The 13,921-nt window shown below is 61.3% G+C and carries 12 protein-coding genes; all 12 read right to left on the bottom strand.

Features of this window, described 5'->3' with window-relative positions; all coding sequences use genetic code 11:
• Nucleotides 1-227: 227 nt before the first annotated feature.
• From pseI to rfbF, 12 genes are read right to left on the bottom strand one after another with little or no spacing between them, the layout of a single operon-like run.
• Nucleotides 228-1,280, bottom strand: coding sequence for a pseudaminic acid synthase (gene pseI / locus AC07R1_RS17575; protein ID WP_053156932.1), 1,053 nt, complete (start codon nucleotides 1,278-1,280; stop codon nucleotides 228-230).
• Nucleotides 1,273-2,778 (bottom strand): UDP-2,4-diacetamido-2,4,6-trideoxy-beta-L-altropyranose hydrolase, encoded by a 1,506-nt coding sequence (gene pseG / locus AC07R1_RS17570; protein ID WP_495110786.1) that lies wholly within the window; start codon nucleotides 2,776-2,778, stop codon nucleotides 1,273-1,275. Before pseG ends, pseI begins: the two co-directional genes overlap by 8 nt.
• Nucleotides 2,775-3,482, bottom strand: coding sequence for a pseudaminic acid cytidylyltransferase (gene pseF, locus AC07R1_RS17565; protein ID WP_015634623.1), 708 nt, complete (start codon nucleotides 3,480-3,482; stop codon nucleotides 2,775-2,777). Before pseF ends, pseG begins: the two co-directional genes overlap by 4 nt.
• A 4-nt stretch (nucleotides 3,483-3,486) precedes the next feature.
• Nucleotides 3,487-4,650 carry a UDP-4-amino-4,6-dideoxy-N-acetyl-beta-L-altrosamine transaminase gene (gene pseC, locus AC07R1_RS17560; RefSeq protein ID WP_495110785.1) on the bottom strand — a complete coding sequence of 388 codons (1,164 nt, stop codon included), beginning with the start codon at nucleotides 4,648-4,650 and terminating at the stop codon, nucleotides 3,487-3,489.
• On the bottom strand, nucleotides 4,647-5,648 hold the full coding sequence (gene pseB / locus AC07R1_RS17555; RefSeq protein WP_183000575.1) for a UDP-N-acetylglucosamine 4,6-dehydratase (inverting): 1,002 nt from the start codon (nucleotides 5,646-5,648) through the stop codon (nucleotides 4,647-4,649). The genes pseC and pseB overlap by 4 nt, the downstream gene beginning before the upstream one ends.
• A 10-nt stretch (nucleotides 5,649-5,658) precedes the next feature.
• Nucleotides 5,659-8,595 carry a TIGR00180 family glycosyltransferase gene (locus tag AC07R1_RS17550; RefSeq protein ID WP_495110784.1) on the bottom strand — a complete coding sequence of 979 codons (2,937 nt, stop codon included), beginning with the start codon at nucleotides 8,593-8,595 and terminating at the stop codon, nucleotides 5,659-5,661.
• 51 nt (nucleotides 8,596-8,646) lie between these two features.
• The gene (locus AC07R1_RS17545; protein ID WP_047284504.1) at nucleotides 8,647-9,384 is read right to left on the bottom strand and encodes a cephalosporin hydroxylase family protein; all 738 of its coding nucleotides are present in this window, start codon (nucleotides 9,382-9,384) and stop codon (nucleotides 8,647-8,649) included.
• Nucleotides 9,385-9,404: 20 nt separating this feature from the next.
• A complete protein-coding gene (locus tag AC07R1_RS17540) occupies nucleotides 9,405-10,475 on the bottom strand; it encodes a class I SAM-dependent methyltransferase (RefSeq protein WP_047336043.1) in 1,071 nt (356 codons plus the stop codon).
• Complete coding sequence (locus AC07R1_RS17535) at nucleotides 10,465-11,322, bottom strand: NAD-dependent epimerase/dehydratase family protein (protein WP_232644382.1); 858 nt, start codon at nucleotides 11,320-11,322, stop codon at nucleotides 10,465-10,467. Before AC07R1_RS17535 ends, AC07R1_RS17540 begins: the two co-directional genes overlap by 11 nt.
• Before the next feature lie 11 nt (nucleotides 11,323-11,333).
• Nucleotides 11,334-11,894, bottom strand: coding sequence for a dTDP-4-dehydrorhamnose 3,5-epimerase (gene rfbC, locus AC07R1_RS17530; protein WP_047336042.1), 561 nt, complete (start codon nucleotides 11,892-11,894; stop codon nucleotides 11,334-11,336).
• Nucleotides 11,891-12,973, bottom strand: coding sequence for a CDP-glucose 4,6-dehydratase (gene rfbG / locus AC07R1_RS17525; protein ID WP_047336041.1), 1,083 nt, complete (start codon nucleotides 12,971-12,973; stop codon nucleotides 11,891-11,893). The genes rfbC and rfbG overlap by 4 nt, the downstream gene beginning before the upstream one ends.
• Nucleotides 12,955-13,728, bottom strand: a complete 774-nt coding sequence (gene rfbF / locus AC07R1_RS17520; protein ID WP_183000571.1) for a glucose-1-phosphate cytidylyltransferase — start codon at nucleotides 13,726-13,728, stop codon at nucleotides 12,955-12,957. The genes rfbG and rfbF overlap by 19 nt, the downstream gene beginning before the upstream one ends.
• Nucleotides 13,729-13,921: the final 193 nt, after the last annotated feature.

Below are 13,921 nucleotides of genomic sequence, written 5' to 3'. Positions count from 1 at the left end.
GCTTCCCAATAATAAACAGCTCAATACCCCCGCGCGATGACCGAGCAGGGGCTGCCGAAAAAACACAGATACTTGCGCCGAAACACGGCGGTATCGGGAAGAACCAAGGGCTATCACTGGACCTGTCACACAGGGCTGGCGCCATCTTCCCGGGCGATACAATACAGTGAAGATGCACGTTATGACTCACAGGTCACGCTATTTTGCCGAAACTGCCATACAAAGGGCTACTCGACGAATGCCCAGTCCAGCGCGGTGCCGCGCTTGAGGGCCTGGCGCGCGCGACGGCCAAGCAGGGCGTCATAGTGCTTGGGAGCGAGCCCCAGCCCGGGACGGATGGCCCGCACGTTGTCGGCGCTGAACAGCTCTCCGGCCTGCATGTCTTGGGTGACATACAGCGACCGGCGGTAAACCAGTGATTTGCTCTCGGCCTGGGTGGCGCCATAGCTGACCTGCCCCATGGCCTGCCAGGCCCGCTCGGTTTCCAGCACCAGGCTGGCCATCTCTGCAGGCTCCAGGGAGAAGCTGGCGTCGACCCCACCGGCAGCTCGATCCAGGGTGAAATGTTTCTCGATCACTGTGGCACCTAGCGCCACCGCCGCCACGGACACACCGACACCCATGCTGTGATCGGACAAGCCCACCTCACAGCCGAACAGCTCCCGCAGATGAGGAATGGTCAGCAGATTGCTGTTGGTCGGTGATGCAGGATAGGTGCTGGTGCACTTGAGCAGCACCAGATCGCGGCAACCCGCCTGTCGTGCAGCCCGGACACTTTCGTCCAGCTCGGCAATGCTGGCCATGCCAGTGGAAATGATCAGCGGCTTGCCGGTAGCGGCCACCCGGCGAATCAAAGGCAGGTCGGTGTTTTCAAAACTGGCGATCTTGTAGGCCGGAACGTCGAGGCTTTCCAGGAAATCCACGGCGCTCTCATCGAATGGCGTGGAGAAGGCCAGCATGCCCAGGGCCTTGGCCCGGGCAAAGATCGGCTGATGCCATTCCCAGGGTGTGTGGGCCTGTTGGTACAGCTGGTAGAGCGATGATCCGGCCCAGAGGCTGTCCGGGTCCTTGATGAAGAACTCGCCCTGAGCGAGGTCCAGCGTCATGGTGTCGGCGGTATAGGTCTGCAACTTCAGTGCATGGGCACCGGCCCTGGCCGCTGCCTCGACAATCTGCAAGGCCACATCCAGCGACTGGTTATGGTTGCCGCTCATCTCCGCAATGATCAACGGCCCATGGCCGGCGCCCACGAAGCGCGAGCCAATCTTGAAACTAGTCATCCAGATGTTCCTTCAACATACGGGTGAATTCGCAGGCGCCTTGGCGATAGCCAGCCCGGCGAAACAAACTCAGCGACACTTGGTTATTCGACAGGACCTGTGCCCGCAGGCGCTGCACATCGGGCCAATGGCGCAGCAGGCAGGCCTCCCCCTGCTCCAGTAGAACCTGCCCCCAGCCTAGCCCCAAGCGTCCGGCGAACAGGTAGATCGACACCTCGGCCTGCCCTCCCTCCCGGTCATAACGCAGCATTCCCAGAGGGCCATCTGGCAACTCGGCGATCAGCAGCAAACACTGTGGGTCGCTCAGACAGGCCTCCAGCCACTGCACATGGCTCGACCAGTCGATGGCCTCGGGCTGCTGCGACCAGCGCCTGACCAGATCACTATTGCGCCCGTCAAATAGCAGCCGGGCATCGTCGAGGGTCGCCGGTCGCAGACGAACTGCCGCCGCAAACAGCGCCGCGGCCACCCGCTGCGAGCCCAGGCCATCGACCAGTTTCCGGGCACGAGCAGCCAGGCTGTGGCGCAATCCAGGGTTGCCCAGCATGAGCTTCACGGCATCGCGCAGTTGTCCGACTTCCACCTGCTCACAAGGCCCTAGGTACAAGTGGGCACCCGCTTCAGCCAACAGCCGGGCATTGGCCTGCTGATTGCCGGCCACGGTGATGCACAACGTAGGCACGCCCAGCACTGCACGCTCCCAACTGGTACCGCCCCCGGCCCCCAGGCACAGGTCTGCTTCGGCCAGCAACCCAGCGAAGTCGTTCACATAACTGTGCAGGTGCCAGTTCGGCCGGTCGGCTGCCAGCACCTGCATGGCCTGCCAATCCGGGTTGCCACTGCCAGCAACAAAATCCACCTGCAGTTCATGCAAGTCCGCCAGCGCCAGCATCGCCTTATGGGTCTGGCCGGCAGCATCGAAACCTCCAAAGTTCACCAGCAGCCGCTGGGCCTGCGGCCGAATCAGGATCGGAGGGCGCCGGAACTCCTCACGCAGCAAGGCAAAGTGCGGCCCGAACAAGGTCCGGCACTGCGTGCCGTACAACCCGGCATACGCCTCGGCCGAACCACTGAAGTTCTGGTCCAGCAACAGATCTGCGGCATGCCGGCGGTTGGCCAGATCATCGATCGCGGCGATCCGCGGCGCCCATCGGCGAGCGGCGCTTTGCCACTGATGATCAAGGCCATAGTGATCCACCAGCACCCAGTCGAAGGCCGGCTGATCTACCAGGGCTTCCTGCAGTGCCGCGATATCGGCCTGCCAGGGCAAGGGCGCTTCGATACCCAACCGAGGATTCTCATCGGTATAGAACTCAGGCAGTGCAAAGGTCGGAAAACCTTCAGCTTGCAGGGCCGCCAAGCGATTGCCGGGCAGGCGACGGCAGGCGAATGCAACTTCGGCCCCCTGCTGGCGCAACACCTGAGCCAGGGTCAGGCAGCGGGCCACGTGGCCGCTGCCGATCGCCGGCGAGGCGTCAGCCCGGATCAGCACCCTCACTCCAGCTCTCCTGCGGCCTTGAGCGCGGCGTACAGGTATTGCGCCCGCCGCCAATCCTCTTCAGTGTCGATATCCTGAACCAGGTGACGCGGCAGGATCACCGGCAAGCTGCGAGAAGAGAACAACGCCTCCCCCTCCAGCCAGGCCTGGCTTCTACCCCAATAGAACTGCGCCGCATCCTGATAGGCCACGGGCAAATCCTGGGAGCGGGCCTGACTGAACTCCGGATACAGCGCGCCCAGAGCGCCCTGCTCGTCTAGCGTCAGCGCCCGTTGCACCGGAAAACCAAAACTGCACACCGAAAAGGCAAACGACCTGTCCTGATGCTGCTCCAGCAACGCCAGCCCCTGGCGCAAAAAACGCAGTTGCAACAGGGGGGCGGTGGCATAGATGCAACAGGCATATTCGAATTGCTGCCCCAGCTCCCGCAACGCTTGCAAGGCATGCACGATCACCGCCGCAGTGCCGGTGAAGTCATCCGCCAGAGCCTGCGGTCGGACAAAAGGCACCTCTGCGCCACAGGCAATGGCCAGCTCGGCGATCTCGGGATCGTCGGTGCTGACCACCACGCGCTGGAACAACCCCGAACCCAGCGCCTTATCGATAGAACGGGCGAGCATCGGCACGCCATCGAAGGGCTTGAGGTTCTTCCTCGCAATTCGCTTGCTGCCACCTCGGGCGGGGATAATCGCGATCGAGCTCATGGCGCTACAGCTCCTGAATCCAATGTCGCAATTGCTGTACAACATAGTCCTGCTGGTCATCCGTCAGTCCGGGATACATCGGCAAGCTGACGGCCTGGGCGTAATAACGCTCCGCCTCGGGGAAATCACCCTCAGCAAAACCCAGATCCCGGTAGTAGGGTTGCAGGTGCACTGGGATGTAATGCAGGTTGACTCCGATCCCAGCCTTGCGCAGCCCCTCGAAGACCTCACGGTGCGAGTGCTTGATGTGCTGGAGTTGCAAGCGCACGACATACAGGTGCCAGGCCGAGTGAGCATCAGGTTGAGCCTGGGGCAGGCTCAACGGCAGGCCCTGCAACAGATGCTGATAACGCTCTGCAAGATAACGCCGGCGTTGCAAAAAGCCCGGTAGCTTATTCAACTGCGAACGCCCGAGCGCCGCCTGAAGATCGGTCATGCGGTAGTTGAAGCCCAGTTCGACCTGCTGGTAATACCATGGGCCATGGCTCTGGCCCACCATCTGCGCCGGGTCGCGGGTCATGCCATGGCTACGCAGACGACGCAGATGATCCGCCAGCTCCGGGTTATTGGTCATGACCATTCCACCTTCGGCACTGGTGATGATCTTCACCGGATGAAAGCTGAACACCGTCATCGCAGCGAACTCTCCACAGCCTACCGGACGCCCCGCATAGCTGGCGCCCACCGCGTGGGAGGCATCCTCGATCAAGGTGAAGGCATAACGCTCGGCCAGTTCCGCCAGGCGTCGCATATCACAGCTCTGCCCCGAGAACGCCACCGCGATCACCACCTTGGGCAATGCCCCGCTGGCCTCGGCCGCTTGCAGCTTGAGGGCCAATGCCTCGGCGTCGAGGTTCCAGGTCCGCGGATCAATATCGACAAAGTCCACATCCGCACCACAGTAACGACCACAGTTGGCCGACGCGAGGAACGTGTTAGGAGTGGTCCATAACCTATCGCCCGGCCCCAGGCCCGCCGCCAGGCAAGCAATATGCAAGGCGGCAGTGGCGTTGCACACCGCTACGCCATAGGCTGCCTTGCAGACGGTCGCCATTGCCTGCTCGAAAGACTCGATTGTTGGCCCCTGGGTCAACCAGTCGGAGTGCAAGACCCCCAGCACGGCATCGATATCCTCCTGGTCAAGGCTTTGGCGACCATAGGGAATCATGGTGCGATCCCGGTGTGCAGTTCGGCTATCTGCCCGACCGACAGAAACTCCGGATTGGTATCGGAGCGATACTCGAAATCCTCGGCCACAGAAACGCCCCGCTCGCCCTTGCCGTCCACGGCAAAATCAACGTTGACGCTGGTAAAGCGGATGGAGGGCTGGATCGTGTAGTGATCGTCGAACTCCAGGGTCATGCGCGCATCATCCAGAGGCACCATCAACTCATGGAGCTTCTCTCCCGGACGAATTCCCACCTGCTTGTGTGGCAAGTGCGCGGCCATCCCCAAGGCCAGATCGACGATGCGGATCGACGGAATCTTCGGCACGAAAATCTCCCCGCCGTGCATCCGCGCGAAGCTGTCCAGAACAAATTGCACCCCGTGGTCCAGGGTGATCCAGAAGCGGGTCATGCGCTCATCGGTAATGGGCAGCTCCGTTGCACCCTTGGCAATCAGCTGGCTGAAGAACGGCACCACTGAGCCTCGGGAACCTGCAACGTTGCCATAGCGCACCACGGCAAATCGAGTGGCCTGCTCACCCGCGATGTTGTTCGCCGCCACGAACAGCTTGTCCGACAGCAGCTTGGTGGCGCCATACAGGTTGATCGGGCTCGCAGCCTTGTCGGTGGACAAGGCAACGACCTTCTGTACCCCGTTGTCGATGGCCGCAGCAATGATGTTTTCAGCGCCATTGACGTTGGTGCGAATGCATTCCGTAGGGTTGTATTCAGCCGCCGGCACCTGTTTCAGCGCCGCGGCATGCACCACATAGTCGATACCACGCATCGCCTGGCGCAAGCGCTCGGCATCGCGAACATCACCGAGGAAGTAACGCATGCAGGGCGCATTGAAGGTCTGCTGCATCTCGTACTGCTTGAGCTCATCACGGGAAAACACCACGACTCGCTTGGGCTGATACTGCTCCAGCAGGCGCCGAATGAAGTTGCGCCCGAAGGAGCCGGTGCCACCGGAAATGAAAATGGATTTGCCGTTGAACATCACTGATTCCTTATCCCAGCAACTGGTTCCAGTTCACCGCGCTCGCGGCCCCCAGCGCAAAGCCCTTGCCAGTCAACGCCAGGTTCTGGTTGTAGGCCGTATCCTGCGCAAAGCGCGCCGCCCATTTGTCTTTCAGGGCTGCCAAGGCCTGTGGATCTTGCGCCAGGGTGCCGGGATGCATGACCTGCGCTTGCGGAGTCAGGACGGTGAGATAACCGGAATCGGCCACCTTCAGGCACAGGTCGACATCGGCGAAGGCCTGGTCGAAATGCTCCTCGTCCAAACCACCTACGGCCTCGAACAACGCCTTGGCGATCATCAGGCAGACGCCGGATACCGCCGAGTAGTTCTTCTCCACCCAGAGGCTGTTCATGTAGCCCGGAGCATCCTTGGCCTCTCCAGCGAAGGCGGCGCCCAGATGACCATTGAGGCCGAGGATCAGGCCCGCCTGGGTGGTCATGCCGCGCTCATTGACCAATCGTGCACCAACCACCCCGGCCTCGGGGCGCTGGGCCTGATTGAGCAAGCTCTCGATCCAGTTGGCGTTGACCACCTCGGCATCCGACGATAGCAGCACCAGGTACTCGCCCTTGGCCTCACGACACGCGGCGTTGTGCAGGGCCGAGACACTCAAGCGCTGTTCGCTGCGCAGCACACGAATACGATCACCCTGGCGCTCCAGGCTAGCCAGCCAGCTGTCGAGCTCGGCGTTCTGGCTATGGTTCTCGGCGATCAGTACTTCGTAGCGCTGGTAGCGGGTGCGCTGCAGTACGCTGACCAGGCAACGTTGCAACTCGGCAAAATTATCCTGGCTTGCCAGGATGATGGAAACCAGAGGCCGTTCGGCATGTTGATAGTCGATCTGGTAAGTGCCCGGCTGCGCCGAACTGACCTGGGCGCGATAGCCCCGTGCCGCCAGGTGGCGGGTCAGCACCTGCCGCTCCTCGGTGCCGGCGTCATCTGCCGGAGCACGGCAGATCAACAGTGGTTCGGCCAGGTGGGCCAGACCAGCAAGGCCACCCTCCTGGATCAATCGCAGCAGCACATCGAACTCCAACGCCTGCTTGAGATCGCTGGAAAAACCGCCGATCTGCATCAGAGCTTCGCGCTGCAGCAGCCAGTGCCGAGCCATCAATCCCGGCGCGCTTTGCAACTGGTCAAGGTTAAACCCCGGGCGGAACACCGGGCTCAGGGTGAAATCACTACGGCGCTGTACTTCATCCATCGCAACCGCACGAATACCTTCGGCGCCCAGCAGCTCGAGGCTGGCCCGCAGCAGGCCGCTGGCAGTGAACTGGTCACCGGCCTCGGCCAGCAGTACCCAGTCGGCACGGGACTGAGCCAGGGCCTGATTGATCCGCTCTACATAGTTGCTCTCAGTGACCTTGACGAAGTGCAAGGTATCCTGAGCGCTGGTGGTGGCCGGCAAGTCGCCGGTGGTCAGCACCACCAGCTTGAAGGCCTTGAAATGGCTAGCCACCAGGCTGTCAAGGCTGGCTTGCAGCTTGACCATGTCGGCGTCGAGATCGAGCAGCAGGATCTGCACTTGAGGGCCGCCGGCATGGCGTGCCAGGTGAGCATTGATGGCATTCAACTGCGCCGGCTCCGGCGAACGCGCCTCCAGCCAACTGAGCAGACGTCCCGATTCAGTGCCATTGAACAGCGCACGACTGTCCGGCCCAGGCACCGAATCAAGCCGCTCGGCCCAGACTTGTAGCTTGCTGGCCTCCTCCGGCTCGTCGCTCTCCCGCATCGACTCGGCCAGGCGCTTGACCACCTCGCGGTTGAACAGGTTCAAGGTCAGGGCTTCCCACAGACGACTGCGCACGGTCTGCACAGTGTCGTTGGAATGCACCCGCATCAGTTCTTCCTGACGCAACAGCACGCCTTCGAGCTCTTTGAGCTGGACCCGTCCCGCCGGCATGGCGTGCATGAGGAACTCGAACTGGGTCAAAAGATCGAACATCGGCTTGTTGTAGAACGGCATTTCGACAAACTGCTCGGGGCCGAAGGAACGTACCGGCTCACCGCCCACCTCGACCCAGGCCGAACGGAAAATCATCGTACCCCTGAGGGAGCGTCCAGCAAGCAGGCACTCGGCCATGGCCGCAAAACTGTCCAGGGCAATCTGCTTCACCTGCTGCTGATCCCGGCCACTGAAACCGCTGGGCAGCGTAGCAAGAAACGCGGCAAAGTCTTCACGCTGCTGCACCGACCTGGCGTCCTTGAACGTCAGCACCGTCAAGACGTTGGTATTGTGCTCGGAAGCGCCATAATTGACCTCGCGCACGGCATAGGGAATCGGCAGGATCCGAGCCTTGGCACAAGCCAGGAGATAGAAACAGTGGCCGATTTCCTGCCACTCGAAACTCACTTCGGGCGGCAGCCGGTTATACCACTGGCGCAGCAGGTCGGTGCGCGTCACGGCATAGAACGGAGGCAAGAACTGCCCCATGAAACTCATGACCCGATCCTGGGGATCGTCGGACGCATAATCCTCGATCACCCGGCAATCTCGACGGTAGTAGTTGGTTTCTGCAGCCCGAGCCAGGTACATCATCCCGTAGCCATGGCACAGACCGTAGTCCGGATTGGCCTCAAGAAACTCCACCGATGCATTCAGGGCATCATGAATCAGGAAGTCGTCGTCGGCAGCGAACGCCATGTAAGGCGTGCTGACCAGGTTGACACCGTAAGTCAGCTTGTCCTGCAGGCCCTTGTAGCCGAACTGCGGCAGATGCCGGTAGTCGACCTCGGGATAGCGCTCGGCCAGAGTCTCGTCCGCCTCCTGGGAAGAATCCAGAACCAGGATCGAGCAGGGATAGGTGCTGTAGTACTGCAAGGTGCGTTGCAGGAACGCCTTGCGATTGTGGGTCATCACCACCAGAGTGAAACGTTCGCTCATCGGCGCTGCGCTACTGTTCATTGCTTTGTCTTCAACCCACATATGCCCTTCCCCACAACCGGCCAAGCGCCCGGAACCTGCAACCATTGATATTCAGCGAACCCGACGCAGGTAACCATCCGGCGCTACGGTGATCAGCAACTTGTTCTGCATCTGGTAGTCGATCTCGAAGTCAGCGTTCTCTTTCAGATAGGCCCAGACCGCGGTTTTCGGGTTGTCCCCTGGCCCCCATGGGCGATCAGGGAAGAAGGTCGGCGGCATGTCCTCGACCACGGTATCCATGACCACGCAATAGCTGTCGACCGACACCAGCGGCGCATACAAGCGCAGCTCTTCGAGCACGTGATCGTGAGTGTGGTTGGAGTCCAGGACCAGAATGACCTTCTTGCCCTGCGCGGCAGCGCGAACCTGCTCGGCGATGACCGGATCGATGCTCGAACCTTCGATCATGCGAATGCGCTTGCTCATCGGATGCTGCTCGATGGCTTCACGGTTGTGGGCGCGGATATCCAGGTCGATGCCCAGCACTTCACCATGCCCCTGCAATTCCAGCAGCGAGGCGTAGTAGATGATCGAACCGCCATGGGCGATACCACATTCGATCACCAGGTCCGGCTTGACCCGCCAGATGATCTCCTGCATCGCCATCATGTCCTGGGGCAACTGAATGATCGGCCGCCCCATCCAGGAGAAGTGATAGCTGTATTTGTGCTCCGCGGACTCATTGAAAAAATCACGGGCCAGGCCCTTGAGCTTCTCATCCTGGCCCTGAGCACTGATCTGTGCCTGGCATTCTTCTTCAAACGCTTGGATGACGTTTTTCTCGGTCATGTTCGATTCTCACTGACAAATTAGCTGAATGAAGCGCTATCGACGGCGTGATAGACATAACGGCCATCGGTCATGCGCTTGATTTCTTCGAGGTAGTTGGAGTTCATCACGAACAGATTGGCGCCCACGGGCAATGCTTCCATGGCCTCTTGCGGTGATGACACTCGCATGCCGCTCAGTGGCAAGTAACGGCCTTGCTTGGCCGGATTGATATCCACCACTTGATCTACCGCTACGCCTGCCCGTTGCAGGAACAGCGAATAGATCACGCCCTTGGAGGACGCCCCCCAGATGCCGGTGCCGGTTTGTGGAGCGGCCTGGATGATACGCTTGGCGGATTCGATGCTGGCGGTGAAATCGGCTGGCATCTGCAGGGGCTGAACCGGCGCCTGCAAACGCGACTGCAAGCTGCCCAGATCCGCCACCACATACAGGTATTGGCCGCCAAACAGATGCCCGGCCTCATGCACGGTACCGAACATCCGGCGCAGATCCTCAAGGCGGAAATAATTCACGTGCTCGTAAAACACATCGAACCAGGCACGGTGTTCGAGTATCCAGTCGAAACACGGCACCTCGATGTAGATCTGCCCCCCCTGGTTGGCCTTGGCAATTTCATCAAGGAACCCCACAGGATGGCTGATGTGCTCCAGCACATGGCGCAACACGATGGCATCAGCGGCCAGTCCCAGTTCACGGGTGAACGGCGCCTTGATCACCTCCGGGTTGTCGCCCTCATAGGAGGGGTCGATGCCAGTGATCGAGTAGCCGCGATCGCGCAGCATCTCGAGGAAATATCCCTTGCCGCAGCCCACTTCAATCAGCTTGCGGTTTTTAAAATGCCGGGCGATCACGCCCTCGACATCCTGCAAGTGCCGCTGGAACTGGCCCGAGTGGGCCTGCTCGTTCTGATAGTCACTGTCGTAGCTGAGCTTGTCGGCATCAAAGGCCTGATTGAAGATCAAGCCGCTATCGGCGTCCTGCACCAACACGATATCGGCGTGGCCTGAAGTCCTAGCCTGTTCGGCCGTGGCGAAAGTGCGATTCTGCAACACCGGCAAACCGGTGGCGCGATACAACTCATGCCTCATGGGCGTCTCCTGCCAAGCGCTGCAAACGCTGGTTCACGCCCCAGAACGCCAGGGGTTCGTGGGCGGCGTAAGGGTAGTGCCCTAGGTTCAAGGCAATATTCGAGTGACGTTGCCGGGCCCGCTGTTCCACCAAGGCCCGCAGGGAAACCGGCTGGCCGCTGCAACAGTTGATCACCCCGGTCACCTCGCGCTGGGCCAATAGGCGTGCCAGCCACTGGGCCGCCGCTTCGATGGCTAGGTAATCGCGCAACTGATCGCCTGCCGACATGTCGAACACCGCATCACCGGCGTCGATGGCCCGATCCAGGCTGGCCAGGAGGCTCTTGGGGTTCTGTCCCGCACCGTGTAGGTAGAACAGGCGCGCCCACTGCAGCGTGAACGGCTGTTCGCGCTGCAGGGCTTCAAGGAACAGGCGCAGGGTATTTTTGGCCAACCCGTAGGGCGTGACGGGCTGCGGCACCGTTTCTTCGCTCAACGCACCGTTTTGCAGGCCGTACTCAAAGCAAGTACCGGTGACCAGCACTTGCCGTACACCGCTTTGCACCACCTGCTTGATAAAACCGTAGTCCGCCGGCAGGGTGCGCTCAAAGTGGCTCAAGGCTTGATAGTTCGGCAACCCGGGCCAGGCCAGGTGAGCCAGGGCGTCAATCCCGGCGGTCAACACGGTCACGTCGAGGTCGGCGGCATGCACGTCGGCTTCGACAAACTCCACCGCCGCGAACCAGGGCAAGCGCTCGGCGGGCTCACGCCGGCGGGCTACTGCGCGCACCGCAAACCCCCGCTCCAGCAAGGCGCTCACCAAGTGCTGGCCGACAAAGCCGGTGGCACCGGTGACCAGCACCTTCATGGCCGGCAACCTCACAGGCGCACGCCCGGGAACTGTGCGTTCAGTAGCGGATGGCAAGCGTCCTTGGCCGACAGGTTTCGCACCGGAAGCGGCCAGTTAATGGCAAGGGCCGGATCGCTCACCGACAGACCGGCTTCATGCTCCGGGGCGTAGTCAGCGTCGGTGAAGTACAGCACTTCACTGTCATCTTCGAGAGCCTGAAAGCCGTGGGCAAAACCACGGGGAATCAGCAGGCTGCGTCCATCATTGGCACGCAGCTCTTCGGCATGCCATTGCAGGAAGGTCGGCGACTCGGGACGCAAGTCAACCGCCACGTCCCAGATCGCTCCCCGCAGGCAGGTAATCAGCTTGGCTTCGGCAAACCCGGCCTGCTGGAAGTGCAGGCCTCGCACACTGCCGCACTCCGAAGTGCGCGAGTGGTTGATCTGGCGAATATCGAAGGAGCGTCCTTCCAGGGTCAGGCGAGTCTGGCAAAACAGTCGGGCGAACCGTCCGCGCTCGTCACTGAAGACCTTTTGCTGGACCAGATAAAGCCCTTCCAGGCGCAATGCCTGGAGTTTGACTTCATTCATGCTCGTTCCTTGTAGAGATTCAATTGGTTGAGACTGACCGCGCGCATGTCTTCCCCTGCGCGCCAGGCCAGGTGCCAGTCCAAGGTGTGCTCCAGGCATTGTCGCAACGACCAGCGCGGCTGCCATGCCAAGTGCTGGCGGGCGCGACTGCTGTCCAGTCGTAGCAGCCCGGCCTCGTGCAGATCACTGGGCTCGACACGCAGCCCCGGGGAATCGGGCCAGCGCTGAGCCAGCAACTCCACCACCTCGCCGACGCTGCACATGTCCGCCTCGCCCGGTCCGAAGTTCCACGCACCGTTGAACGCAGGTCCCTGCTCGTACAAGCCTGCGGCCAGTTGCAGGTAGCCCGCCAGGGGTTCCAGGGCATGCTGCCAAGGGCGCACCGCCTTGGGATAACGCAAGGTCACCGGCTCCCCCGCCAACCAGGCCTGAAGCACATCGGGAATCAACCGCTCAGGGGCGAAGTCGCCGCCACCCAGGACATTGCCGGCCCGCGCCGTGGCCAAGGCCAGGCCGTGCTCGGCATGACGCTCGGGGGCAAAGAACGAAGCAGCGTAGGACTGCGCCAGTAACTCGCAGCAGGCCTTGCTACTGCTGTAGGGATCATGACCGCCCAGGGCTTCGTTTTCCCGGTAGGGCCACAGCCACTCCTGGTTGGCGTAAACCTTGTCGGTGGTCACCAGAACACAGGCGCGCACACCGCCAGCCTGGCGAATCGCCTCGAGCAGGTTGAGGGTACCCATGACGTTGCTGGAATAGGTGCCCAAAGGGTCGCGATACCCCTCTCGCACCAAGGGCTGGGCCGCCAGGTGCAGGACGATTTCCGGCTGGGTCTCGGCGATCAGCTCGAGCAAGGCGCCCAGGTCTCGCAGGTCTCCGCGCTGATCATTGAGGCCCTCAGCCACCCGGGCCAACTCGAACAGGCTCGGCGTGGTCGAAGGGGCCAGGGCAAAGCCCGTGACTTCGGCTCCCAGGCTCTGCAACCACAGGGCCAACCAACTGCCCTTGAAGCCGGTGTGGCCGGTGAGCAAGACGCGCTTGCCCTGCCAGAACGCCGGGCTCAGTCCCATTGCTTCCATGGGGCCTCCCCACTCTGCCATAGCTGCTCTAGATGATTCTTGTCCCGCAAGGTGTCCATGGGCTGCCAGAAACCGCCGTGTTCAAAGGCGTGCAGTTGCCCTTCCTTGGCCAGGCGCTCCAGAGGATCGGCCTCCCAACTGACATGATCACCGTCGATGTAACTCAGCACCTTGGGCGACAGGACAAAAAAGCCGCCGTTGATCCAGCCACCATCGCCCCGGGGTTTTTCCGTGAAGCCCAGCACCTGGTCGCCGCTTCGCTCCAGGGCACCGTAGCGACCCGGCGGCTGCACCGAGGTCACGGTCGCCAACTTGCCGTGGGCCTGGTGGAAGTCCAAGAGCGCGCGGATATTCAAATCAGACACGCCATCACCGTAGGTGAAGCAAAACGCCGGCTCATCCTGCAGGTAGCGCGCGGCGCGGCGCAGGCGCCCACCGGTCATGGTTTCCTCCCCGGTGTCGATCAGCGTCACGCTCCAGGGCTCGCTGTAGTTCTGATGCACATCCATGCGGTTGTTACGCATGTCGAAGGTCACATCCGAGGTGTGCAGAAAGTAGTTGGCGAAGAAGTCCTTGATCGCGTAGCCCTTGTAGCCCAGGCAAATCACGAAGTCATGAATCCCGTGGGCGGAATACTGCTTCATGATGTGCCAAAGAATTGGCTTGCCACCGATTTCGATCATGGGCTTGGGCTTGAGGTGAGACTCCTCGCTGATTCGCGTACCCAGCCCACCCGCCAGAATTACTGCTTTCATCACTGTCCTCTTGCTCTTCGTGGGCTGAATCAGCCCTCTTGAGGCCTGGTTTAGCGCCAGACGCAAAGATTCATTCGCAGCCAACGGCTACCTTGCACCACGTTGCAGTGAAGGTTTTATGGCGATATGAAGAGGACTTGCAGGAAGTGCGCCAATTACGCGAGCGGCGCTTGGGGCACGGCAGAGGACGATA

It is taken from the genome of Pseudomonas sp. GW821-FHT07F01, assembly GCF_059418825.1.
The sequence above is the reverse complement of the archived record's forward strand: the minus strand, read 5'-3'. Positions and strand labels throughout refer to the sequence as shown.